We start from the raw sequence: 25,925 nt of genomic DNA, 5'->3' as shown, positions 1-25,925 counted from the left end.
GAAGGCTCATCAGAGTGAGCAACGCTATAGTTAATAGTTAATTATTAATTCAGGGACATTACTTTTTCAGCACAAAACTTAAATTATTCTAAGTAATTAGTATTTTCTATCCACATAAGTTATATTATCGAGAATAGTGAGAGAGTGAAATTATGGTATATTTTTTAATAATAATTGTCAGTTTATCTTTAATTATTTGGGTTTATTTATTACTCTTTCGAGGCTGGTTTTGGTTAAGCAATCAACGAATTAATAATAGTCACTTTAACCCATTAAATCAATATCCTTCTGTCTGTGCGGTTATTCCTGCTCGCAACGAAGCTGATGTTTTACCGATTAGTTTACCATCTCTCTTAAATCAAGACTATCCAGGAAATTTATCTATTATTTTAGTAGACGATCAAAGTGATGATAATACAGGAAAAGTAGCCCAAGAAATTGCAGGAAATTGTCACAAATCTGACCAGTTTCAAGTGATTTCAGGACAGCCATTAGCCTCAGGTTGGTCAGGGAAATTATGGGCAATGAAACAGGGAATCGAACAAACTAAAAACTTGGAATATAAACCTGATTATTTATTATTAACTGATGCTGATATTGAACATCATCGTACCAATATAAAAGAATTAGTCAATAAAGCAGAAACAGAAAAATTGGCTCTAACTTCTTTAATGGTTAAGTTGAGATGTGACAGTTTTTGGGAACAGTTTTTAATCCCTGCGTTTGTCTTTTTCTTTGAAAAACTTTATCCTTTTTCTTGGGTCAATAATCCTCAAAATAAAATGGCAGCAGCAGCCGGAGGCTGTATCTTAATTCGTCGTGATATATTAGAAGACATTGGGGGAATACACGTGGTTAAACAAGCTTTAATTGATGATTGTTCCCTAGCTGCAGCCGTCAAAGGAAAATTACAAGAAAATAGCAAAAATCCCGATCAAGGTATTTGGTTAGGATTAAGTGAAAAAACCCTTAGTTTACGACCTTATGATAACTTAGATTCGATTTGGAATATGGTGGCAAGAACGGCCTATACTCAGTTAAATTATTCTCCTTTATTATTAATAGGAACCTTACTAGGATTAACGTTAGTTTATTTAGTTGGCCCCATAAGTTTGATGATAGGCTTAATTATTCAGAATCAAATAATTGCTATTTTAGGAGGTATTACCTGGTTATTAATGACCATTTCTTATCTTCCTACTTTAAAGTTATATCAATGTTCTCCTTTGTGGGGATTCAGTCTGCCCCTAATTGGCCTTCTCTATGGTTTAATGACAATAGACTCTGCGTGGCGACACTGGCGAGGAAAAGGAGGCGGATGGAAAGGACGAGTTTATGTAAATTCTTGAGCCAAATCATTTATTAATTTTCTTGAATTTTACTGGCTTTATAGACTTATTTATTGTACGTTTTCCTTCCCTAAAATTTTCAATTTATCCACCTAATCAAACTGTAGATGCTGCTATGGTTGAATCAATTATTAATGCTATTAATAGCGAGAATTACGAGGAAGCGTCTCAACTGCTTCAACAGTTACAGCAAGACGACCCCCATAATATTTGGATTCCATTTTATCAAGCTCGTTTAGCTGAAGCTCAAGGCAATGTCACCTTTGCCAATGAACGTTATCGAGAACTGTTACCTAATGCAGTCAACCCCAAGCTAATGAGGCAAATTCGTCAAGGGATTGAACGCATTAACCAACAAGAAATCAAGGAACGTCAAACCGCTTTAGATGAAGCGATGGCAGAAACGGGGTCTCAAGAAATGGGGATGTTAGTCCTAGAAGCTATCCCCAATGAGTCGAAGAAGACAGCGGCCCAGAAATTTGGGGAAATTATGGAAATTGATCCCTATACTGCCAGATTACAACTCCCTAGCCGTTCCTGGCGACTATATCGCACGGGAGCGATTGGTAAGCTCAACTTTCAAGCCGAACAACTCAAACAAGCAGACATTCCTTGTTTTACTGCATTGCTTGGCAAGGTTAATAGTTTAAAAGTGTACAACGTTTTATATATTGAGTCGGTTGCTCCCAAAGTGACCATTGTCTATGAACCGAAAAAAGGACAACGGGATATCTTTACCTTTGAATGGTCAGAAGTCGAACAACGAGTAGAAGGATTACTTCCCATTTTTGAAGAATGTGTCGATATTGGGTTGAGGGGACAATTGAAGCGCACCACAGAAACCCTAGATTATGCCAAAATGTGCGATCTTCATCTTCTGAGAACCAACATTATTATTCGTCTGTGTGATCAACAGTATCGTTTCCTCGAGGGAATGTCGTTTTCTGATAAACAAAAAGCTAGGGATGGTCAAGCAACCATGAAGGAAAGCTGGCAACATATTATGGCTTTTATTAGCGAAAAAAATCCTCATATTCCCACTTGGTCGGAGTTTACCCCTTTCGGAGAATCAGCCATTGATTTTAAAGAGTTACTCAAACTCATTAATCCTCATATTAACCTATTACGTCGAGAGGAAACCCCTTGGGATGGAGCTTTTCATCTCTATAGTAGTCTAGCTTTTTTGAAAACGTTTTCTTAAAAAAAAATAAACCCAAAAAAAGGGTCAACCGAGGACTGGTTAACCCCAAGCTTGGGAACGCGCGCTAAATCTTAGCTGTGAAGAACTAAATTGATATTAGCTTTGCCTAAGTTACGCTGCTTAACTTCTGCTAAGGTCTTGTTAACAGCATACTTTTGATTGATGGAGTTGATTAACTCGGTTTGGTTGTGCTTCTTAGCAACACCCCAAAGGTCAGCAATTAGATCAAAGCTACCATCGCTATTGCGAGACCAGCCGAGATCGTATTCACCATCAAGAACAGCAACGATATCAGAACGAACGCGCTGACCGTTATAACCTCTTACATCAGCATCGGTCTTAACAAAAATACCGAGATCCCGTAAAGAAGCTTTTAAAATTTCAGCATCTGTGATTTTGGTGCGCAGAGTGCTAAAGTGAGACATTTTCGATTTCCTCCAGTAGAACAGAAATTAACAACAACAATTTAGGGTTTGAATGTGCCGTCTCATAGGGACGACATTTGATAGGCTGCTAGCTTGTGACTAGCCTTTACACCTGTTGGGAGCAGGTGAAAGCTTGTTAGAACTCCAATCGCTGGTATTCAGCGACGGAGGCTGACGCAGGTCGCGCTCTTTGTCGCGCCCAGTCCCGTAGGGCAGTGACCTGTTCAGTCATGGTGCGAGATAAGGGGAGAGTCGCTTTAATGGCAGCGATAATATCAAGCTGCGTAAACTCCCTATCTTGAGCAAAGGCTTCGTACATAGCTGCGATGATAGCCTGCTCGATCTCTGCACCGGAAAATCCATCGGATACCTTAGCCAGTTGCTCAATATCGAAGCGAGAAATATCTGAGCGACGTTTACTAAGGTGAATATTGAAAATAGCTTGACGTTCTTCTAAACTGGGCAAGTCCACAAAGAATATTTCATCAAATCTTCCTTTGCGTAGAAACTCTCCCGGCAACCGTTCCACGCGGTTAGCTGTAGCCATGACAAATACCGGTGAGGTTTTTTCTTGCATCCAGGTGAGAAAGGAACCAAAAATTCGGCTTGATGTTCCTCCATCGGAATCGGCTGATCCGGCACTGCCAGCAAAGGCCTTATCCAGTTCATCAATAAACAGGATGGCAGGAGAAATCGATTCTGCCGTTTTCAAAGCATTTCTTAAGTTAGCTTCGGAACGACCCACCGCCGAGTCATAGACTCTACCTAAGTCTAATCGGAGTAAGGGTAATCCCCATAACCTGGAGGTTGTCTTCGCGATTAGCGATTTTCCGCAGCCAGGAACCCCTAAAATTAACATTCCTTTGGGTTGGGGTAAGCCATATTCTCTGGCTCTTTCTGTAAAGGCTCCAGACCTTTGTTTAAGCCATTTCTTCAGTTCTTCTAAACCACCAACAGCATTAATGGTTTCATCTTCTTCGATATAATCGAGAACTCCATTGCGGCGAATCTGTTGCTTTTTCTCTGACAAAACAATGTCAACTTCTTCCTCTGTCAGACGACCCGCTTTAACATAAGCTTTTCGATAAACCTTTTCTGCTTCATCCTTGGTTAGTCCCAGGGTCGCTTTGAGTAGCTTTTCACGAGCATCGGTAGTAATGCGATTACTTTTAGCTTGCTCCAGTTGTCGTGATAAAACTTGATTGAGTTCGCTTAAATCAGGGAACGGAAAATCAAGAACAACAACGTCTTTTTCTAGTTCGATCGGAATCTGTTGTAGGGGAGAGATGAGAATGATCGTTTTCTCTGTTCCCCGTAAGCTGATGATGGCATCCCGCAAAGAACGAGTAACGTTGGCATCAGCAATAAAGGGGTGCAAATCTTTGAATATGAAAATCCCTGGTTCTTTTTCACGGATGACCCAACTAATGGCTGGTTCAGCATGAACCGTATTGTGTTGAGTCGCATTTCCTGGCTGTCCGTATTCAACCATTCCGTGGGTCACAGTCCAAGAAAAGACACGCCGATGCTTACTATATTGTTGAGCAATCTTCGCGATCGCTTGCTCTGCTCTTTGTTCTTCTGACGTAACAAGATATATTAAAGGATACTGAGCTTGTATTAGTATGTTTAGCTCTTCTTTCATGGAATCGACCTAAAATGATGGTTGGACAGTTAAGCGACTTAGCAGGGAACTAAGGCTTCTTCCCCAGAAGTTTCGGTATGGGTTGTCACGGTTTCTCGGATCTCTAGGGGAAAATCATCTGTGATAACACTAGGCTGATTTTTAAGAGATACCATTTGTCCATCGCGCATCACCATAGCGGCCTCGCATTCTGGACACATATGTACCTGGTGCGTTTTCCCATAGGCAGCAGCTTCTACTTCTTGTACCTTGTCTGGGTATTTTAGATAGAAGTCAACTGCTTTCTCCACTAGGGCCGACATAGAGTCTTCGTCGATGGCGGCTCTAATTTTGAGTTGCCGATGAATTCCAGGGGGGAGATATAGTGTGACTTTTTGCTTGTCTTGCATATCACTCTAGCTGAGGTTACCCGGGTATGTGTTCTAACTCTAGCGAGTTTTTTTAGGGCTGTCAAGCTGTCATGCCAGTATGACAGCATTATTGTAACATTACTTAATAAATAACCTTGCCAAAAATGGAATTTAACCCCTTCCATTAGAGGACTGAACTATCTGACGAATCCGATAAATAGGGCGTTTTTGGGATTCGTGGTAAGTTCTCATGATCAGTTCTGCCAATAATCCAGAAATTAACAGTTGTATGCCAGTCAGGATCAAAAGGACCGCTAAAATCAGTAAAGGGCGGTTACCGATACTCAATCCAAAAACCAGTTTAATAAAGGTTAGATAACTGCCCATTAACAGCCCTGTTATCAGTAAAATCAAGCCACCGAGTCCAAAAATGTGCATAGGGCGGGTTAAAAACTTTTTCAGGAAGAATATAGTCAGTAAGTCCATCAAGACTCGAAAGGTTCGCCCTAACCCATACTTACTATTTCCATAACGACGGGCATGATGACGAACGGGAATTTCCGTAATTTTTGCCCCTTCAATATAGGCCAGAGCAGGTAAAAAGCGATGAAGTTCCCCGTAGAGATTCATATCTGAGATCACTTCCCGACGATAGGCTTTTAATGAACAGCCATAGTCATGTAATTTAACCCCTGTGACTCGACCAATAATCCAATTAGCAATTTTAGAAGGCAGAAGTCTGGTTAAGGGGGCATCTTGACGATTTTTGCGCCAACCGCTTACTAAATCATAACCCTCTTCGAGTTTGGCAATGAGCCTAGGAATATCCGTCGGATCATTTTGTAAATCTCCATCTAAGGTAATGATAATATTTCCTTTAGCATATTGAAATCCAGCTGCCATGGCTGGGGTTTGACCGTAGTTACGACGAAGAATAATGGCGACTAAATCATCACGATTTTTAGCCAGTGTTTGCAATAATTCAGCAGAGCCATCCTGAGACCCATCGTCAACACAAATAATCTCGTAAGATAATGGGTTCTCTTTTAAAACATCAGCAATGGCTTGAACTAGCAGGGGTAAACTCTCGATCTCATTATAGATAGGAACAATTACCGAAAGATAAGCTTCACTGTAATTGTGATTATGTTCCTGAGTCAATAGGCTTAATGTTTCACTCATCACTTTTATGGAGTTTGATTAAAAATTTTGCTGATAATTTAACATGAAATGGTAAGAGAATTGAGCTAAGGGAGGAAGTTGATAACTCGTCATTTTAATTATAGGTATCTAATGGATTAATTTTTTGCATTGATTAACGATACAGTAGAAATCAATTTTGTCTACCTTACAGTATAGACAATTAATTTTTTTTATACTATAGGAAAAACAATGCTTAAAGCTGAGATTCCTAAAGCACCGATTATTGATAAATAAAGCTAAATATTTTTTATTTTTTTATCGATTCGTCCTGTATTTAAAACCCAGAAATTATGGTAAGCTACTGAATTTATTTTATCGAGAAAAGAAACGAATACGTAACCATCTTTCTATTTCATTTAAAAAAAAAGATTATTATTTTTAGATTCTTGACTATTCTTTTTGTCAAAATCCGTTAGCTTTTTCATCCATTTTCGAGTGCCAAAAGATTGGCAAGCAACGGCAGCAACCTCTGAAGCTTTAGCCAAAGAATCCACAAAACTATGGGTTAAAATAAAGTGACAAAATGCCCCATGAAAAATATCCCCCGCCCCCAAAGTGTCAACGGCTTGGATTTGAGGAACATCGATACTATTCAATTCGCCTTCTGACCAATATTTGATCGGATTTTCTCCATTAGTAATGGCAATGTGAGGAACCCCAAGCTGTTTTAAATACTTGAAAACATCCTCGGCATCATAACAGTTCGGAGGATAAAAATTAGCGGAACAAATAGCATACTTGACGTAGGGTAAAATCTTCTCAAACCCAGGTTTCCAACTGCCCCCATCAATGATAATCGGAATGTCTCTAAAATGGGCTTCTTGGGCAACCACTTGACTGACAGCCATTTGATGGCCATCGATTAAAATAATATCAATATCCTGTAAAATTTCTAAGGATAATTTATCGGCTTTGGCCTGAGATTTGATAGCATTAATAGAAATAACAGCCCGTTCCCCTGTGGTTTTATTAACAATAATTGAAGAGGTGGGTGGGGGTTCAGGATGATAAGGAGACAGATCAAAAACACTTAAAGAACAATCTTCTAATTCTGCACAAATGAGTTGACTAATAGGATGATTACCAATCATACTTAAAAGGGTTCCTTGATCACCAAACTTTTGAAAAGTAATGGCTGCATTAGTCGCGGGACCACCGGCTGCAATGGTTTGATCCAGTGCGACAATTTTCTCATTAGAATGGGGAAAATGATCCGTAAGATAAATAATATCGAGAGTCGTTAAACCGACAAATAATCCATTCATGACTAATACAATGAATAACGAAAGTTTACAGCAGGGAACACTTTATATTGTGGGAACGCCTATCGGAAATTTAGAAGATATTACCTTTCGGGCGATCCGAATTTTAAAATCAGTTAATCTGATCGCTGCAGAAGATACCCGTCATACTGCTAAACTTTTGCATCATTTTGAGATTACGACCCCTCAGATTAGTTATCATCATCATAATCGCACGGCTCGCCAAAACGAATTATTAAACTATCTTAAAGAAGGGAAAACCATTGCGTTAGTAACTGATGCGGGAATGCCAGGTATTTCTGATCCGGGATACGATCTTATTAATGCTTCTATTATAGCAAATATTCCTATTATTCCTATTCCTGGTCCAACGGCTGCCATTACTGCCCTTTCTGTGTCGGGTTTACCCACCGATCGCTTTGTTTTTGAGGGGTTTCTTCCTTTAAAAGGAAAAGAAAGACGCGATCGCTTACAAGCATTAAAAACAGAAACTCGCACCATTATTTTCTATGAGGCCCCCCATCGTTTACTGAAAACTTTAACAGATTTACAAGGGGTTTATGGGAAAGATCATCAGCTTACCGTAGGCAGAGAAATCACCAAACGTTATGAGGAATTTTGGCGAGGAAGTTTAGAAGATGCTATCTTATATTATCAGAATTCTCAGCAGATCAAAGGGGAATTTACCTTAATTCTTGCTGGCTGTTCTCAAAGTCGTTTTTTAGAGTTAACCGTTGATCAATTAAGGGATGAATTACAACAATTATTAGACCAAGGAATGACGCGATCGCAAGCCAGTCGTCAACTTGCAGAAGTCACTACTTTTTCCCGTCGTCAAATTTATAATTTATCTTTAGATAATTAACTTTTTTTTAATAAGAGTTACCATGATAAAAAAATTTTTTTCCACCAGTTTAACTTTAGTTATTCCTATCTATTTAAGTAGTTGTAGTCCCCCAAAAACAACCGTATCTATTTCCAGTGGTTCTCCTGGTAGTGGTTATCAAAGAATTAGTTCTCAAATTAAATCATCAGCAGATACAGTCGAACAAATACAGGTAACGGATACTTATCAGTCTCAAGGATCACAAGAAAATTTACAACGATTATTAGACAAAGAAGTTGATTTTTCTATTGTACAATTAGATGTGGCTAGTGCAGCCATGAAACAGGGAAAAGTTAATACTTTATTGGTTTTAACTCAGGAATATTTACACTTAGTGACTCAAGCCAACTCTGACATTAAAACCTTAGCAGACTTACAAGGAAAACGGGTAATGGTGGGGGCAGAAGGTAGCGGGATTTATTTTACAGCTAAGCGAATTTTTGCAGCGAGTAATATCACTGTTATAGAAGTTAAATCGAATGAAGATAGACTGAAAAAACTTATCAATAATGAAGTTGATGCCTTTGTTTATGTAGGACCTTTAGCCACCAGTGATAAATTTAAACAAGAATTAAAACAGTCGTCTCAACTGCGTTTTATCCCCGTAGATTCTAGTTTAATTAATTATTTAACCATTCAATTTCCTGAGTCTTATCAAGAAGCAATTATTCCCCAAGGAACTTATAAACCCTTACCAGAATTACCGAAAGAAAATTTACCCACTATCTCAACCCCTGGGGCTTTAATTACTCGTCCTGATGTCAATAAAAAGAAAGTTTCTTTGTTAACTTGGGCAATTATTTCTAACTTTCGTCAATACGCTCCTTTTTATCCCGAATTAGCCTCCCAAGAAGATGCTAAACTATTAAGTGAAGGGTTAATTTATATTCATCCTGGGGCGCAACAAGTCTTTAATTCTGGTGATCCTAGAGTGGCCTGGCAACGTTATTTAAGAGAAAATAAGCCTCTACAAGCTGGTTTAATTATGTTAATTACCACCAGTAGTATTGGCTTTTTACTTCGTTGGTGGCGCAAACGAAAACAAAATAATCTGCTTAAAGCTAACCGTCAAACTATTAATGAATTAAGAAAATTATTGGATACTAACCCTAAAAAAGCGACAGAAGAAATTGAAGATTTACGGCAAAAATATCGTTTGATGTTAATTGATGGTCAAGTATCTCCAGAGGTTTATGAACAAATTGAAAAAATGACACAAATATTCTCAGATCAATGTCAAAGATGGCAAGATCAACAAAAAGAATTATCCTATAATCAAATCTTACAATTGATTGATGAATGGAGTCAACAACTACCAGAAAGTTTAATAGTAAAACATGGACAACTACAATATTCTCACCATCAGTATAAAGAGATGTTAAAGACAGGACAATTGGACTTACAAAGTTATTTACAGATGATCCAACTTACTCTAGTTTGGACAAATTTACTGTCGGTTCAAGAGTCAAAAAAAGATAAAAATAACCTATCAAATTAATCAAAGTCAAACAATGTTATCTATCTCCTCCCATCTACAAGAAAAATTATCTCAACCCTTAAAAATTGGTTCAGTGGAAGTTAAAAGTCGGGTGTTACAGTCTCCTTTATCGGGAGTGACTGACTTAGTTTTTCGTCGTTTAGTTAGACGTTATTCTCCCAATTCTATGATGTACACTGAGATGGTAAGTGCCACAGAAATTCATCATTTAAAACAACTTCCTAGACTGATGGAAATTGATCCTAATGAACAACCAATTAGTATTCAATTATTTGATTGTCGTCCCGATTTTATGGCAGAAGCAGCCCAAAAAGCCGTAGGAGAAGGGGCAAAAACTATTGATATTAATATGGGGTGTCCAGTTAATAAAATCACAAAAAAAGGGGGAGGATCTTCTTTATTAAGACAGCCAAAAGTTGCCGAAAAATTGGTCAAAGAAGTGGTTAAAGCGGTCAATGTTCCTGTTACTGTTAAAACAAGAATAGGATGGGATGATAATGAAATTAATATCTTAGAATTTGCTAAAAAAATGGAAGATTCAGGGGCATCTATGTTAACCCTTCATGGTAGAACTCGCGCCCAAGGATATACAGGAAATGCAAGGTGGGAATGGATTAAAAAAGTAAAAGAAATATTAACTATTCCCGTTATAGCTAATGGTGATATCTTTTCCGTTGAAGCTGCGATTAACTGTTTAGAAATTACTGGTGCAGACGGGGTGATGTGTTCCCGTGGAACCCTAGGTTATCCATTTTTAGTGGGAGAAATTGACTATTTTTTTAAAACAGGAAAGCAACAAAATCAACCGACATCTATTGAAAGATTAGAATGTGCGAAAGAACATTTAAAAGGGTTGTGGGAATATAAAGGGAAACGAGGTATTTATCAAGCGAGAAAACATTTAAGTTGGTATTGTAAAGGGTTTCCTGGTGCATCAGAATTAAGGGATAAAGTGTCTCGCATTGAAACAGTAGAAGAAGGGTATCAATTATTAGATCAAGCTATAGAGTCAATTAATAATTAATCACTGTTGACTTTGATTTTATCAATATTGCTGATTGCTCTTAAATTTGTTACATTATATATTCTTAAATCGTAGATTAAAGGTGAAAACAGAATGTTACAAACTGAAACTATATCAATGATTTTTAAAGAACAATGTCAATATTTTGTTTCAGGAAAAACTAAACCTATCCAGTTTCGTCAGGAAAAACTTAAACAATTAAAACAGCTAATTATTGACCAAGAAAATGAGATAGTCAAAGCGTTAAATGAAGACTTAGGTAAATGTCACTTTGAAAGTTACTTATCAGAAATTAGAATCATAAAAAAAGAGATTGATCATACCATCAATAATCTGAAAAAATGGGTCAAACCTCGTTATGTTTCAACCCCTATCGAACAATTTCCTGGGACTGCATTTATTCAACCGCAACCGAAAGGAGTTATCCTTATTATTAGTCCTTGGAATTATCCCTTTTCCTTAGCCATTATGCCATTAATTGGAGCGATCGCTGCGGGAAACTGTGCTATTATTAAACCGTCAGAATTAACCCCCAATACCTCAAACCTTCTTGCAAAACTGATTAATAATCACTTCGATCATAACTATATGAAAGTGATTGAAGGCAGTAAAGAAACCAGTCAAGAATTATTAAAAGAAAAGTTTGCTCATATCTTTTTTACCGGTAGTCCTTCTATTGGTAAAATTGTCATGGAAGCTGCTGCTAAACAGTTAATACCAGTCACCCTAGAATTAGGAGGAAAAAGTCCCTGTATTGTTGATAACAATATTAATATTAAAGAAACAGCCAAACGAATTGTCTGGGGAAAGTTTTTAAACGCTGGACAAAGTTGTATTGCCCCAGATTATTTATTGGTTAATCAATCAATTAAATCAAAAGTATTAGAAGCGATTAAGGAAGCGATTAAAGAATTTTATGGAGAAAATCCCTTTCAAAGTCCAGACTATGGAAGAATTATTAATGAGTATCATTTTAAACGATTATCTGCATTATTACCCCAAGATAATATTATTGTAGGGGGTCAAGTGATTCCCCAAGAAAATTATATTTCTCCTACCGTGATTGATAATATTTCTCCTAATTCTCCTATTATGGAAGACGAGATATTTGGGCCTATTTTGCCGGTTTTAGACTATGATGAAATAGAAGAAGCGATCGCCTTTATCAACCAACGACCGAAACCCTTAGCCATTTATTTATTTTCTAACGATAAAACCCAACAAAAAAAGGTAGTAAAAAATACCCTATCAGGGGGTGTCGGCATTAACGATACAGTGATGCAATATGGAGTGTTAACCTTACCCTTTGGTGGTATTGGAAACAGTGGCATCGGTTGCTATCATGGTAAAGCCAGTTTTGACACCTTCTCCCACTATAAAAGTGTCTTAAAACGTTCCTTTTGGTTTGAAACAAATTTGCGTTTTCCACCTTATCAAGGTAAATTAAAGTGGATAAAACGGCTCCTAGGCTAAGAAATTTAGGGTTAATTTATAACCGTTATCAGTTTATATTGATTCTTGACTAGGGATTCGCTACACTAGAATGGGTGTCTAAATTTTTCTCTTATCCTAATATTAATGGCCACAATGTCTAATACCCTAGAAACAGAATTACAAACCCTACAACAAGAAGCAGAAAAAGAAATTACTGCTGTTGATAGTTTAGAAGCATTAGAACAACTGAGAATTAATTATTTAGGGAAAAAAGGCAAACTCTCTCAAATTTTGCGAGGGATGGGTAAATTAAGCGCAGAAGAACGTCCCCGTGTGGGTTCTTTGGCCAACGAAGTGAAAGAAGCTTTACAAACCAATTTAGAGAAGCAACGCGACACCCTAGAAACCGCTAAATTAAAGGCGCAATTAGCAGCCGAAACCCTTGACGTGACTATGCCGGGGGTAGCCCGTCCTTTAGGTCGTTTACACCCTCTTAACAGTACCATAGATAGGGTGTTAGACATCTTTGTGGGGTTAGGGTATCAAGTGGCCACCGGTCCCCACGTCGAAACAGATTATTATAACTTTGAAGCGTTGAATATTCCCCCGGATCACCCGGCGAGGGATATGCAGGATACTTTCTTTTTAACCGATAATATCTTAATGAGAACCCATACGTCTCCTGTACAAATACGCTACATGGAAACCCATGAACCTCCTATTCGTATTGTCGCCCCCGGTCGGGTTTATCGGCGAGATACGGTAGATGCAACCCATTCGGCGGTTTTCCATCAAGTGGAAATTTTAGCGGTAGATAAGGGTTTAACCTTCACTGATCTTAAAGGAACCATCAAAGAATTTTTAACCCAAATGTTCGGAGAAGAATTACCCGTTAAATTCCGTGCCAGCTATTTTCCCTTTACCGAACCTTCGGCCGAGGTTGATGTCCAGTGGAAAGGCAAATGGTTAGAGGTGATGGGTTGTGGTATGGTAGACCCCAATGTCTTAAAAGCAGTGGGTTATGATCCTGAAGTTTATACCGGGTTCGCTGCCGGGTTAGGGATCGAACGCTTTGCTATGGTATTACATCAAATTGATGATATTCGCCGTCTTTATAATAGCGATCTACGGTTTTTGAGTCAGTTTTAATGAACTCATGAGTGACACTCCTAAGTTAAGGGTAAAAAGATCGTAAAAATCTCCCCTTGTTGCGATCGCTGACGGACAATTAATTTCCCTCCCAAACGATTAAAGAGGTTTTTGGTAACATCTAAATTTAAACTAACACTACCGGTTTCTGGCTGTAATAATAACAGTTGTCCTAACGCTTTAAACGGGTTATGTTGTCGATAGGATTCTGTCTGAAATTGCAGCTTTAATTGATGTCCTGCGGTACTCACTTGTACCTTAATTTGTCCGCCACCAGAGAGACTCCGAGTACATTTTTCAATTAACCCACTTAATACTTGATCTAACATTCCTGGATCACTAACCACTTGAGGTAATTTCTTCGGTAGTCCTATCTCTAAATCAACATTCCGCCTTTGCGCTTGTCGCTTCCAACGGGGAATGGATTGATGAAATAGGGTATCTAAAGAGGTTCTAACTAATTCTACCGAAGGATCTGGAGACCCTTGACTTTTTAATTCCGTCGCCCGGAAAATGAGTTCCATGCGGTTAATTTGTTCGCTACATTCTTGATCAATATTTTCTAATAAGCGGATCATTTTAGGATCTAACTCTTTGTTCCTTAATAGCAACCGAGTCAGGGTGCGAATACTGGTTAAAGGAGTCCGAATTTCATGACTTAAGGCTTGGAGTAAGGCAACATCGGTGGCCTCTTCAACAGTAGAAGCGGTCACAGCATTTTTCTGAGATGAAAAGCCTTGATCCTCTGTATTTTCTACCTCTTGACTATAACGATTTTTTCGCGCAAGAATAGGGGAAATTTGAGGAAAATAATGAAGTAATAAACGGCTAAATTCTGTAACAACTTGATAACTGGGAGCCGAAGGGGTAAATTGTTTAACTAAGTTATCTAAATCGCAGAGTTGGGGATGATTCACTAAAGTTAACCGCGATCGCAACCCTAACCATCCCTGATACACCACATCAGGATCAAAGGAAAATTGAAAGGCAGGAAGTCCTAAGCTATCTTCCCCTAACACCATTAATAAGGAAAACTGAGGGGTTAAAACTAAACAAAATTGTTCAGTGGCTAAGGGATCTTGGGGAAATAGAGGAAATTCTTTAATATTGGGTCGATGGCTTCGGTTTTCACCGTCAGCAAACCCAGGGAGTTGAAATTGTTTCCAACTGTGTTGACTCGGCTGCAGGGTAAAAATGCCTGTCCGAATGACGTTAGTCAGCTTGGGATGGCATAAAATAGGGGTCGGCGCTGATAAAATTAATCCTTGAGGGTTCGGGTTGTCAGATACAGTGCTATCTAAGTAAGAGAGTAATAAGATTTCTAAGGAGGCGATGGCACTCACCCATTGTCCTTGGGCTTTCAGTCGTTGTTCTTCTATTTCTATGGCCGTCGGTTCCCACGCAGAGGGGACAATAGTCACCCCTGGCTCTCGGTTGATAATATCACTTAATTTTTCTAATAAAGCCTCAGAAATCATCATAAACTTCTCTTACTTAACACATTCACCTCTAACTTCCTTGATGATAAACGCATTAAGAAATTTACAACAGGAGTAGAACCGAACCGTATCAGGGGAAATTTCCTCTATTAAAGGGTAACTTGACTCAGAATATATTGAAGGCGATCGTAATCATCTCTGAGTAAAATGCTGAGGGTTCTTCCTACTTTCACTAACCAGTTTTTATCGGCTTTTCTTAATAGATAAATATCTCGAATAGCAGCAGCAATTAAAGCATCCACCGGGGCATCTCGAACTTGTAGTAATATCCGTAAAAATTCTACTTCCTCGCTAAAATTGATAATTTCTACGGCCTCACAACGATAAACCCCTTGATGAATTTGAGGAGGACGAGGGGGTAAATATTGATACACTTTACCTAAGTTATGGCCATTACCGTTTTCTCCATTTTGGGAACTCTCAAAACCTACAATGGTGGCTTTAAATTCTGTTTTTAACATGGCAAAGATTTGCGGTTGTTGTTGTCGCAATTCTTCTAAAGATAAGCCCAACGCCCTCGCGCGATGAACCGAATCAATGGGAGTGGTAGTGGCATAAGTAACAACCGCTACAATTTTATTGCCTGACTCTTCATCTAAGGATTTTACCCAACTGCCGAAGGGGGGCATCACAGGAAAACTTAGGTCTTCTGGTTCTAAACATTGGGCTAAAAATTGCGTGGTTGATGTTTCTATGACCTCGGCAATATGATCCGGATGACGGCTATCTGTGCTGAATTGGGGTAAAGGGAGGCGCATAATAGCAATAACTTGGATAACTAAGGACTTTTACCTTAACCTATTTCTAAAGTTGTGGATTCGTTTTTTTAGTTATTAAACCACTTCTATTTCTGATAACTGAAAAGTCACCAGCTTATCCCAGTTTCCTCCTTCAAATAAAACAGCAGCTTTTCCGTCACTGACTCGCTGTACTAATCCTTCAAAACGATAATAGGTATCGTTGGGGTTGGTTACTCTAACGGTTGATCCTGGTAAAATTAACATAATTTCTATTATTTAATTTTTCTCTTGAATCATAGCATACTTTTTTTTAGTTAACAATAACAATTAGATTATTTTTAGAAATTATCTATTATTAGTAAATTTTTTTATTCACTAATCACTGAGTGATTGGTAAAAGGTTAATGTTTTTTCAGCTAAGGCTTGATTAGTATAATTTTCTAATACTCTTCTATAACCTTTTTCTGCTAATTTATCAGCCAAAGCAGGATCTAACATTAATTGACTTAAACAGTTTTTCAATTCTTCAGAATCTCCTTCAGGAAAAATCAAACCAGCATCATTAATCACGTTAGGAATTTCTCCAGAATCTGAGCCAATCACTGGTACTTTACAAGCCATAGCTTCAATTAAAACATGACCGAATTGTTCTTTCCAACCTACAGTCGTCAAGGTTTTAAATTCATAAGTAGTTTCTGAAGGTAACACTAAAACATTCATTAAGTTAATATACTGAGGAACGTGATCATGAGTCACACTTTCAACCCTGATTAATTTATCTTCAATTTTAAAGTGTTTACTTTGTTTAATAATTGTTTCTTGAAGTTCTCCTCTGCCCAATAATAAAAGTTTCCAGTTTTTCTCAGGTAAAGACTTAACCGCTTTTAAAAGGGTCAAAATTCCTTTTTCTTTAACGAATCTACCCACAAACCCAATAACAAAGTCTTCTTGGTTTATTCCTAGTTTTTGAGATAATTCTGGTTGTTTTTTGGGTGAAAATAAAACTTCATCGACTCCTAATTGTGGCATGACTGTGACAGCGTTATCATAACCGTGATCTCGTAAAATATCGGCAGCATCTTGATTTCCTGCCACTAATCCATCGGTATTACTTAAGTTATATTGTTCTAAATAGGAAACAGGAAATTTTGACTCATAGGGAAGATTCCACCAAGTAAAAAAGACATTTTTGGCTTTTAAATTTAACCATTTATTGAGAGTAATTAATTGAGCATAGGCGAAAGATTTAACCCCCTGTTCTACTTGAATAATTTCGGGTTGAAATTCATTTAACAGTTTAATAATATCTCTGCCAAAAGTTAATAATCCCTGATTATTTTGACTAAAATTAGAAATAGGAATCAGTTTAAAATTCCCTTCGATACGAGATTGAGTTTCAATAATTTTGTTTTGAACCCCACCTGGTTTCCATGTTTTGGGAACAACAATCGTAACTTCAATATTAGGATCTAATTGTGCTAAGGTTTTGAATTTTTCACAATTAATATCCACAATATAAGTATGACTGGCTACTAAAATCTTCATAATTAATAATTTAATTTATAAATAGTTTAATTTTAAGAAACAGACTCTAAAGAATGATTAGCCTGTAAGTGGGGGTTATTTATATCATTTTTACTATAAATTTGTCCATCATTCCACTGAGATAGGATCATTGTTTTCATAGCATCTATAAACCCTAAACTATAGAATAATAAACGGACTAAAACCTTGATGGGAGAACCCCCTTTATTACAAGGAGGATTACCCAAAACATGACAATCAAATAGTTTAGTATATAGCCGTAATTGTTCTGAAAAAGTCAAGTTTTTTAGTGCCATTAAAAAATGGTTATGATAGAAAGTAATTTGATAGGAAAAAGAACGGGTACTAATATCATGACACCCTCCAGTTTCCTCTCCTAAGTGAACTAAATAAGCATCGGGTTCGTACCAAATTTTATAACCAGTTTGGCGTAAACGTAAACAAAAATCCGACTCTTCTCTAACCGCATTTCCTCTAAATCTTTCATCAAACCAAATATTATATTTAGTAAAAACTTCTCGTCGAAAAGACATATTACAACCACGAGTTGAAATCACTTCTTGTGGTTTGATCGTATGAACCAAATCGATATAATACCAGGCAATACCAGGGTCCATTGCCTCTGGAGGTAAGATTTCTATGGTATAAGGGTCTTGAGAATTATTGATTTTTTCAGAATCAGCTAATTTCATTCTATCTAAAACCCTTCCAGCTACGGCTCCAATTTCTGATTTTTCTTGATAGATTTTTAGATGAGTATATAAGTAATTAGCTGGTAATTGAACATCATCATCAATAAAAATAATAATGTCTCCTTGAGAACGACGAACCCCATAGTTTCTAGCGGCTGGTAAACTTGCCCAACTAACACGAAACCATTTTATTTTATTGGTGTTAGCTAAACTTTCTAAATAACTTTGAATCGTAGGATCATGACTTTCTGTTTGATCAACAACCAGAATTTCAAAATGAGGATAATCCTGTTTAAGAACATCCTCTAAGGTATCTTTTAAAATTTGTTCACGTCGATAAGTTGGAATAATAATTGAAATTGAAGGATAAGACATAATTTTTACGTTAAAATCTAAATCACTGATGGGGCTTTTCTTTTGGTTTTGACACGCTTTTTCGATGCGTCTTCTGCTGCTTGTTGGGCTTTGAGTTTAGCTTTTTCTTCCTTATCAATGAGAGGCATTCGCAAGATAACACCCGCAAAAAACCAATAATAAATAGCCACGGGGTCCGTATCTAAAGGATACCAATAAGGGAAATAACTAATAATTAGAAGAAATACCCAAAAACCAGAGGCGAAACTCCGTAAAGTTTTATCTTTTAGAGGCTGATAAGCCTTAAAGGTTAAAAAACATAAATGAGTCACAAAAATCATGAAAGCGGCCAAACCGATATAGCCTATTTCTACTAAGAGTTTAGGATGATAGGTTTCTACCAGGGCAACATCACCAAAAATTCGAGTGGAGTTAGTCGCTACTCCTAATCCGTTACCCAAAATTCCCCTTTGAACTCTTATAGCATAATCAAATTGTTCTTGGACAAATAAATAGGGGGGAGAGGCATTCCAGCGAGAGACAAAACTATCAATTCGCTCTTGAATAAAGTCGGGATTAATAAAAGAAAATCCTATAAATAAGACAACAGATAACCCGACACCGATGGGAATAAATCGTTTCACATCTGCAATTTTTCCTGTTAAAAATAGCATAATAATTAGAACGGCTGGTACAAGAGCTAAGGCCAATCTTTGACCACAAATAATTGCATTAACAAAGACCATTGCCATACCCACTAAACCGGCATTTCGCCAGAAAAATGCAGTGTCACTAAAGGCAACAGAAAAACAAATGGCCGCATTGGCTACTAAAAACCAACCCCAATGCCAAGGGGAAACAAAGGTTCCGGGTAATCGAATTTGTCCTTGACTCGGAGCATACAAAAGGGAGCCTCCCACAAAACATCTTGCATCGAGTTTCGGTTTAAATAAATCCGCTCCAACTAAATGGTCGGTTCCTGCACATCGGCCTGTTTTTAGCATCCAAAACTGTATAAAAGCCAAGGCACAACAAATAATGGCTAAAACCACTAATAAGCGTCCTAAAAAAAGTAATCTTTTTTTATCTTGAATTAAGTGATAAGCACAAAAAATTAAAGGGACATAGCCAAGTAATATTTTTAAACCAAGGATTCCTTGAGCGAAGGGAATCGAAACTTTACAAGGGGTTTCAATAACAATTCCATTTTCACTTAGAATTAATTCTCCATTAGCATCTCGTAAAAATTTATCATATTCACTGAGAGAATCACAAGCTGGTAACAATTGTTTAAAACCATTAACAAAAAATAAAGTTAGTAAGGCACAAATCAACAATAATATTAAGGTGGTTAACAAAGGTTTTGAAACAATAATGGGTTTTCTTTTTCGTCGACAATCTTGCACTAAACCCAATAAAGCAGGGATATAAAAACCATCTTTAGAAAGCTGAAAGAGGGCGTTACCACCACCAATCCAATAGGTAACAGTCCCACTAAAGGGCATATAGATCAAGAAAGCCCATAAAGCTGTACGAGGATAATTGTAACAGATGATAAGTGAAGGAATTAATATGGCGACTGATAGACCAATCTTGGGACTGGTGGTCAAGCTAAGAGGTACCCCAACCAGTATGGCAAAGAATAAGGAAAAACCGATTAATCCCATCAGTTTTTCGTCTAGCTTCTCTGGCTTTACGTTTCTGTGCTAATTTTTCTTTGATGTCAACGGATAACGTCTCTTTTTGTTTCGTTTTGGATTTTTTTCTGGTCGGAGAACGTCTCATTAGATATTAATGGTGGTGACTTGCCTTATAAATTATACCCACTTCTTTAAAAAGTTTTATCCTTTCATTCTAAGGGTGACGGGTAATGTGGACAATGTAAATGTAAAAGAAAATAATCAACTGAAGTGATTATAGTGATGTTACTGATTTTATGCTATGATTAGTCCTTTTACACAGGTTAAACGTTATTTTTATGTTCATCTCACCCATTGTTTTAACCTTAATTATTTTATTACTCGCTTTAATTAGCTTTGTCTGTGAATTTTTTTCCAGTAGATACCACAGCCATTGCTATTACCGTTTTATTGATTTTATGTCAGTTAGTTACTCCTGAAGAGGGGATTTCTGGATTTAGTAATTCAGCCACGATTACCGTCATGGCTATGTTTATTTTAAGTGCCGGAATTACCCGAACGGGAGGATTACAAATTGTTAGAGATTTGCTTTTTCAGTTAGGAGGAAAAAGCTTAAAGAAACAAATTGCTTCTCTGGGAATTATTGTGGGATTTATCAGTGCTTTTATTAATAATACTGCTGTCGTTGCTGTCTTCTTACCTATTATAGAATCCTGGGGAAAAAAAAGAAAAATATCTTTATCTAAATTGTTAATTCCTCTCTCTTATACGGCTATTTTGGGAGGGGTTATGACCATTATCGGAACTTCAACGAATATTTTAGCCAGTGGATTATCAAAGAAGTTAGGATATGGTGAATTTAGTATATTTTTGATAACTCCCATTGGCATTCCTGTTTTTTTTATCGGCTTAACTTATTTAATATTTATTGCTCCCCGAATTTTACCTGATCGCAAATCTGTTAGTAATGATGGATTAGATATTGATTATGACATGAAAGACTATGTGAGTGAAATTATTATTACTCCCCGTTCTAATTTAATCGGACAAACTTTAAGACAAAGCGGAATCCAAAGAAAATTTGATATTGATGTTCTAGAAATTATACATAATGATATCCATTTCCCTCAACCTTTAGCCGATAAAATTTTATCATTAGGAGATATTTTATTAGTTCGAGGCGGTAAAGAAGATTTACTACAAATTCGAGATGAAAGAGGAGTTGAGATTTTAGCTGATGTCAAATTTGATCAAGAAGAAATTGAAGAGGAATTAAGCTTTGGCGAGGATAAAGTAGCAGAAGTTCTTATCTTATCAAACTCTCGTTTAATTGGTTCAACTCTTAAAGATTTACGGTTTAGACAACGATATAATGCCACAGTAATTGCTATTCGTCGAGGGGAAGAATTATTAAGAGAAAGACTGGGAAAAGTTCGCTTGCGATTTGGGGATTTATTGCTAGTTCAAGGACCGAAAGAAAGCTTTATCGGGTTACAAACAACTAGAGAATTATTAGTATTAGAAGAAAGGGATATAGAAACCTTACGACAGAATAAAGCCTATATTGCGATCGCCATTGTTTTCGGAGTTGTTATTTTAGCGGCTTTCAATATTTTACCCATTTTAGTCAGTAGCTTAGTGGGAGTCATCTTGATGATTTTCACAGGATGTTTAAAACCAGGAGAAATTTATGGTGCAGTTCGTTGGGATATTATCTTTCTTTTAGCAGGATTAATTCCCCTAGGAATTGCTATGGATAAATCAGGAACGAATGAATTAATTGCTAATTATATTGTGATGTTAGGGGCTTATTTACCCGATTATTTTGTTTTAGTTCTCTTCTACTTTTTCACTGCTTTACTCACCGAAATTCTCTCGAATAATGCAGCGGTTTTGTTAATGTTACCTGTGGCGGCTGAAGTGGCTGAAAATCTTAATCTTAATGCCATTGCGTTTATGTTAGCGGTTATGTTTGCTGCTTCTAACAGCTATATCACTCCCATTGGCTACCAAACCAACACCATGGTTTATGGACCGGGGGGTTATCGCTTTTTAGATTTTACCAAAGTGGGACTTCCTTTAACTTTAATGTTTACTTTTCTCGTTCCTTTTTTCATTATTATCGTTTATGGCTTATAAGTTAACTTATCGGTAATAAGGATAAGAGGTATCTTGAGGAATCAATCGATAAGTTTCACCACGGACTCGATCATTTCCGTAGGGATTATAACCATTAGAATAACCGCAATAGTAACAAGAACCTCGGCGATCTCTTTGAATCGTAATTCTTTCTCGGAACGTATAATTTCCCCCACCTCTACGATTATAATTGCTCCGAGGATAACCATTACCGATATTGGTATTAGGAGCAATAATGGTACGATGAACGCCAGCATTAGGATTAAAGCGAACTCGATTAGGATAAGCTAAGGTTTCTATCCCCAAAACCGACAAAGATAGGGTGATTCCCAACAGTAAACTTAAGGATTTGTTGATCATTAATCTTGACCTCGATACGGTTAAAATAATCTTAATTTTTTTTGCAGATCCCTCTATCTCTATTTTACTCTTCGATTAGTATGGGAAGATGATCTCTTTCAAGTTTATTAATGTTTCTTTGTTTTAACCCAACGTACCTTTTCTTCTTGATATAATCAGATTAATCAGTTTTTGCCTATTTAGAAAACAATTTAGTTTATGTCTAGGACTCTCCGTGAACAACTCCATCAACAGATTGATAAATTACCTGATCATATCGTTGAACAAATCGCAAACTTTACCCGATTGATATCAACTCAGCAAAATGCCAACCCAGAGTACAATGACTGGAAAGAAGAAGACTGGAAAAAATTTTCATTAGAACAATTTTTTAGTGAAGAAGATGAACTTGAATACTCTTTAGAAGATGCTCAAGAAATCTATCAACCATGAAACCAGGTGATATTGTTCTCATTCGTTTTCCTCAAGCAGACTTGAAACAAGGGAAACTCCGTCACGCTTTAGTTATTGCCATTTCATCGAGTCGTCATCCTGATTTATTGCTTGCTTTAATTTCCTCTCGTCTTCATCAAGCTAAGCCAGGATTTGACGACATTATTAACCCTTCAGATTCTGACTACCTACAGACTAGACTTAAAGTTCCTTCTGTTATTCGACTCGGACGATTGATAAGCGTTGAATCATCTGTAATTAATGCACGTTTAGGAAATATATCACCAGAAAGACTGAAACGCATCAAAAGTATTTTAATCAGTTGGCTAAAACAATAAAATAAAAGTTATTGTATGTGAACGTGATCGCCTATCATGAGGTAATCTGAAAATAGGACAAAACAGCCTTTCAACCGATTCACTAAAGCTAAAATAATTCTATGGGGACAGCTAATCAAATTTGGCTATACGATACCACCCTCAGAGACGGGGCTCAAAGAGAAGGCATTGCCTTATCTTTGGAGGATAAGCTTAAAATTGCTCGTCAATTGGATAAAATGGGGATTCCCTTCATTGAAGGCGGTTGGCCAGGGGCTAACCCGAAGGATGTGCAGTTTTTCTGGAAGTTACAAGAAGAACCCCTTACCCAAGCCGAAGTAGTCGCCTTTTGTTCGACCCGTCGTCCCCATAAAATAGCGGCCGAAGACCCCCTTTTAAAAGCGATTTTAGCTGCCGGAACCCGATGGGTGACCATTTTTGGTAAATCTTGGGATCTCCACGTCACCGAAGGGCTAAAAACCAGCCTAGAAGAAAATTTAAACATGATCGCCGATACGATAGAATATCTCCGTAGTCAGGGACGGCGTGTCATTTATGATGCAGAACATTGGTTTGATGGCTATGTCAATAACCCAGACTATGCCCTAGAAACCCTGAAAACCGCCAAAGCAGCCGGGGCAGAATGGTTAGTTTTATGCGATACCAACGGGGGAACCCTACCCCACAATGTCAGTCGCATTGTTAAAGATGTGATAACTTCCTTAGAGATTCAACCCGATCAAGATAGTCCTCAATTAGGTATTCATACTCATAATGATTCTGGAACCGCCGTGGCCAACGGGTTAGCTGGAGTGGTCGAAGGGGTGAGAATGGTACAGGGAACCATCAACGGTTACGGGGAACGCTGCGGAAATGCGAACTTATGTACTTTAATCCCCAATTTACAGTTAAAAATGGGTTATCACTGTTTAGAAGAAAGCCAGTTGACCCAACTAACTAAAACGAGCCGTTTAATTAGCGAAATGGTTAATTTAGCCCCCGATGACCACGCGCCTTTTGTGGGACGTTCGGCCTTTGCCCATAAGGGAGGCATTCATGTGTCTGCGGTGCAGAAAAATCCTTTAACCTATGAACATATTAAACCAGAAAATATTGGCAATGAAAGGCGCATTGTTATCTCAGAAATGGCCGGGTTAAGTAATGTTTTATCCAAGGCCAAAACCTTTGGCATTGAGTTAAAAAAAGAAGATGCTGCCTGTCGTGAAATTTTGACAAGGATTAAAGAATTAGAACACGAAGGTTATCAATTTGAAGCAGCAGAAGCCAGCTTTGAACTATTAATGCGTCAAGCGTTAGGACAGACAAAAAGCTTCTTTGAACTACAAGGATTCCAAGTTCATTGTGATAGGTTATATGGGGAAGGAATGCCCTATAGTAATGCGTTAGCGACGATTAAAGTAACAGTGAATGGAGAAGATAGATTAGAGGTAGCCGAGGGTAACGGACCTGTTTCTGCCTTAGATAGTGCGTTACGGAAAGCTTTAGTTAATTTTTATCCTGAAATTGCCCAATTTCATCTCACGGATTATAAGGTTAGAATCCTCGATGGAGTGCCGGAACTTCCGCTAATACTCGCGTTTTAATTGAGTCGAGCAATGTCATGAACGGTGGACTACTGTAGGGGTTTCTCCTAATATTTTAGAAGCCTCTTATCAAGCCGTAGTAGAGGGAATTGAATACGGTTTATGTTAAAATCAACTATGAAAAAACCAGTCAAATCCATGTCTTGAATATGTCGTTAACTCATTACTATATCTTTGAGTGTGGGGAAAAAAGATTAATTCATAACAAATTATGAAAATGTTGGAACCTAAATTAATCCCTCATATATCTTAAAGAGCTTTTTCTAGAAGACAAAAACCTGTACAATACTCGACATACCTATACAGAATGTCTAGGATGCACTATAGACCAAGTGAATTTGCCGATTTAGCAGGAGTTAGTGTCAAAACATTACAAAAGAGCTAATCATGTACGCAATTAAGAGAGAATTAAAGCTGAATAACAAAGAAAAGAGCTTTTTTGCTGGCTGTGCTGGCTTTTCTCGCTTTGTATACAATCATGGCTTATCTTTACTCAAATCCACCTGGGATATTCCCGAAATTTCTGGCAGTGACTCAAAACGGTTAGATGCTATCAAGAAAGTCTTTACAAACATTACTAAAAAGCAAACAGAAATTTATGGACAAATAAATATTCATCTCGCATTTATCAGAATGCTTTTAGGGACTTGAAAAAAGCATTTTCCCGTTGGAGAGAGCCTAAAATAAAAGCAGACTTACCTCGTTTTAAAAAAGAAAGAAAATCACTGTAGTTTTACAGTAGATAGTTCTAACGGTAAGGTATTAGTCAAGGAGGGAAAAAAGATAAAAAATTCCTACTTTGGGAACATTCAGATTAAAAGAGGCTATCCCTTATAACTGTGTTTCTCAAACCTTTACTATATCGAGGTCTGCAGGGAAATGGTATATAAGTTTTGCCGTTTCAGCTTGTAAAGACCTGAGATGAAACACTGCCATAAAAAGTAGGAATTGACTTAGGAAAAAACTTTTGCCACTCTTAGTGACGGAAACACCTTGGAGGCTCCATCTTCCATCAAAAAAGCGAAAACCAAGCTAGGAAAGATACAATGGAGAAACAGAAATAGGTACACAGCAACCGTCGTTCTGGAATCTCTGCATCTAAAAATGCGGTTTAAATATTACCAGAAACTAAGAAAAAAGCATAAAAGAATAACCAACATTCGAGAAGATTTTCTGC

21 protein-coding genes and 4 pseudogenes are annotated in these 25,925 nt (G+C 37.4%); 13 read left to right on the top strand and 12 right to left on the bottom strand.

Annotated features, from left to right (window positions below):
• Nucleotides 1–152 precede the first annotated feature (152 nt).
• Nucleotides 153–1,349: a glycosyltransferase gene (locus tag C4E06_RS12395; RefSeq protein WP_107668344.1), complete on the top strand. Its 1,197-nt coding sequence runs from the start codon at nt 153–155 to the stop codon at nt 1,347–1,349.
• A gap of 115 nt (nt 1,350–1,464) precedes the next feature.
• A complete protein-coding gene (locus C4E06_RS12390) occupies nt 1,465–2,550 on the top strand; it encodes a hypothetical protein (RefSeq protein WP_107668377.1) in 1,086 nt (361 codons plus the stop codon).
• Nucleotides 2,551–2,621: 71 nt separating this feature from the next.
• Here the strand turns inward: C4E06_RS12390 and C4E06_RS12385 are convergent, their stop codons facing one another.
• The 5 genes from C4E06_RS12385 to C4E06_RS12365 all read right to left on the bottom strand — a co-directional run bounded on the left by C4E06_RS12385 (nt 2,622) and on the right by C4E06_RS12365 (nt 7,438).
• Entirely contained in the window at nt 2,622–2,975 is a 354-nt protein-coding gene (locus C4E06_RS12385; protein WP_009545214.1) for a DUF1257 domain-containing protein, read from the bottom strand.
• 136 nt (nt 2,976–3,111) lie between these two features.
• Complete coding sequence (locus C4E06_RS12380; protein WP_107668343.1) at nt 3,112–4,620, bottom strand: AAA family ATPase; 1,509 nt, start codon at nt 4,618–4,620, stop codon at nt 3,112–3,114.
• A 38-nt stretch (nt 4,621–4,658) separates the two neighbouring features.
• Nucleotides 4,659–5,009 (bottom strand): hypothetical protein, encoded by a 351-nt coding sequence (locus C4E06_RS12375; RefSeq protein WP_107668342.1) that lies wholly within the window; start codon nt 5,007–5,009, stop codon nt 4,659–4,661.
• 132 nt (nt 5,010–5,141) lie between these two features.
• Nucleotides 5,142–6,152, bottom strand: a complete 1,011-nt coding sequence (locus tag C4E06_RS12370; RefSeq protein ID WP_107668341.1) for a glycosyltransferase family 2 protein — start codon at nt 6,150–6,152, stop codon at nt 5,142–5,144.
• Nucleotides 6,153–6,529: 377 nt separating this feature from the next.
• Nucleotides 6,530–7,438, bottom strand: coding sequence for a sugar kinase (locus C4E06_RS12365; protein ID WP_107668340.1), 909 nt, complete (start codon nt 7,436–7,438; stop codon nt 6,530–6,532).
• Here C4E06_RS12365 and rsmI point away from each other — a divergent pair.
• The 5 genes from rsmI (at nt 7,437) to pheS (ending at nt 13,426) form a co-directional block, all read left to right on the top strand.
• A complete protein-coding gene (rsmI, locus tag C4E06_RS12360; RefSeq protein WP_107668339.1) occupies nt 7,437–8,300 on the top strand; it encodes a 16S rRNA (cytidine(1402)-2'-O)-methyltransferase in 864 nt (287 codons plus the stop codon). The two genes, C4E06_RS12365 and rsmI, sit on opposite strands and share 2 nt — an antisense overlap.
• 22 nt (nt 8,301–8,322) lie before the next feature.
• On the top strand, nt 8,323–9,819 hold the full coding sequence (locus C4E06_RS12355) for a TAXI family TRAP transporter solute-binding subunit (RefSeq protein WP_107668338.1): 1,497 nt from the start codon (nt 8,323–8,325) through the stop codon (nt 9,817–9,819).
• A gap of 13 nt (nt 9,820–9,832) precedes the next feature.
• Complete coding sequence (dusB, locus tag C4E06_RS12350; protein ID WP_107668337.1) at nt 9,833–10,843, top strand: tRNA dihydrouridine synthase DusB; 1,011 nt, start codon at nt 9,833–9,835, stop codon at nt 10,841–10,843.
• Nucleotides 10,844–10,936: 93 nt separating this feature from the next.
• Nucleotides 10,937–12,316 (top strand): aldehyde dehydrogenase, encoded by a 1,380-nt coding sequence (locus C4E06_RS12345; protein WP_107668336.1) that lies wholly within the window; start codon nt 10,937–10,939, stop codon nt 12,314–12,316.
• 114 nt (nt 12,317–12,430) lie between these two features.
• Nucleotides 12,431–13,426 (top strand): phenylalanine--tRNA ligase subunit alpha, encoded by a 996-nt coding sequence (gene pheS / locus C4E06_RS12340; RefSeq protein ID WP_107668376.1) that lies wholly within the window; start codon nt 12,431–12,433, stop codon nt 13,424–13,426.
• Between the two features lie 20 nt (nt 13,427–13,446).
• On the opposite strand, the gene C4E06_RS12335 is transcribed toward pheS, so the two are convergent.
• From C4E06_RS12335 to hpsL, 6 genes and pseudogenes are all read right to left on the bottom strand, one after another.
• The gene (locus C4E06_RS12335) at nt 13,447–14,907 is read right to left on the bottom strand and encodes a sensor histidine kinase KdpD (RefSeq protein ID WP_107668335.1); all 1,461 of its coding nucleotides are present in this window, start codon (nt 14,905–14,907) and stop codon (nt 13,447–13,449) included.
• 107 nt (nt 14,908–15,014) lie between these two features.
• Nucleotides 15,015–15,683, bottom strand: coding sequence for an HAS-barrel domain-containing protein (locus tag C4E06_RS12330; RefSeq protein WP_107668334.1), 669 nt, complete (start codon nt 15,681–15,683; stop codon nt 15,015–15,017).
• Nucleotides 15,684–15,758: 75 nt separating this feature from the next.
• Nucleotides 15,759–15,929: an NAD(P)H dehydrogenase subunit NdhS gene (locus C4E06_RS12325; protein WP_009546749.1), complete on the bottom strand. Its 171-nt coding sequence runs from the start codon at nt 15,927–15,929 to the stop codon at nt 15,759–15,761.
• A gap of 111 nt (nt 15,930–16,040) precedes the next feature.
• Nucleotides 16,041–17,210: a hormogonium polysaccharide biosynthesis glycosyltransferase HpsO gene (hpsO, locus tag C4E06_RS12320; protein ID WP_107668333.1), complete on the bottom strand. Its 1,170-nt coding sequence runs from the start codon at nt 17,208–17,210 to the stop codon at nt 16,041–16,043.
• Nucleotides 17,211–17,242: 32 nt separating this feature from the next.
• A complete protein-coding gene (gene hpsN / locus C4E06_RS12315; RefSeq protein ID WP_107668332.1) occupies nt 17,243–18,277 on the bottom strand; it encodes a hormogonium polysaccharide biosynthesis glycosyltransferase HpsN in 1,035 nt (344 codons plus the stop codon).
• 17 nt (nt 18,278–18,294) lie between these two features.
• Nucleotides 18,295–20,041 (bottom strand): annotated as a pseudogene (gene hpsL, locus C4E06_RS12310) (hormogonium polysaccharide biosynthesis protein HpsL).
• A gap of 193 nt (nt 20,042–20,234) precedes the next feature.
• On the opposite strand from hpsL, the pseudogene C4E06_RS12305 reads away from it, so the two are divergent.
• A pseudogene (locus C4E06_RS12305) lies at nt 20,235–22,035 on the top strand (SLC13 family permease).
• Nucleotides 22,036–22,041: 6 nt separating this feature from the next.
• On the opposite strand, the gene C4E06_RS12300 reads toward C4E06_RS12305, so the two are convergent.
• Nucleotides 22,042–22,395: a hypothetical protein gene (locus C4E06_RS12300; protein WP_107668331.1), complete on the bottom strand. Its 354-nt coding sequence runs from the start codon at nt 22,393–22,395 to the stop codon at nt 22,042–22,044.
• Nucleotides 22,396–22,593: 198 nt separating this feature from the next.
• Between C4E06_RS12300 and C4E06_RS12295 the strand changes: the two genes are divergently transcribed.
• From C4E06_RS12295 to C4E06_RS28765, 5 genes and pseudogenes are all read left to right on the top strand, one after another.
• Complete coding sequence (locus tag C4E06_RS12295) at nt 22,594–22,827, top strand: hypothetical protein (RefSeq protein ID WP_107668330.1); 234 nt, start codon at nt 22,594–22,596, stop codon at nt 22,825–22,827.
• Entirely contained in the window at nt 22,824–23,165 is a 342-nt protein-coding gene (locus C4E06_RS12290; protein WP_107668329.1) for a type II toxin-antitoxin system PemK/MazF family toxin, read from the top strand. The genes C4E06_RS12295 and C4E06_RS12290 overlap by 4 nt, the downstream gene beginning before the upstream one ends.
• 101 nt (nt 23,166–23,266) lie before the next feature.
• Nucleotides 23,267–24,895: pseudogene (cimA, locus tag C4E06_RS12285) on the top strand (citramalate synthase).
• A 240-nt stretch (nt 24,896–25,135) separates the two neighbouring features.
• Nucleotides 25,136–25,399 (top strand): helix-turn-helix domain-containing protein, encoded by a 264-nt coding sequence (locus tag C4E06_RS27880; protein WP_198648592.1) that lies wholly within the window; start codon nt 25,136–25,138, stop codon nt 25,397–25,399.
• Between the two features lie 342 nt (nt 25,400–25,741).
• Nucleotides 25,742–25,925 (top strand): annotated as a pseudogene (locus tag C4E06_RS28765) (RNA-guided endonuclease TnpB family protein); the annotation flags it as partial.

It is taken from the genome of Cyanothece sp. BG0011 (assembly GCF_003013815.1).
GTDB lineage: Bacteria > Cyanobacteriota > Cyanobacteriia > Cyanobacteriales > Microcystaceae > Crocosphaera.
This window is presented reverse-complemented; position numbering and strand designations above follow the sequence as displayed.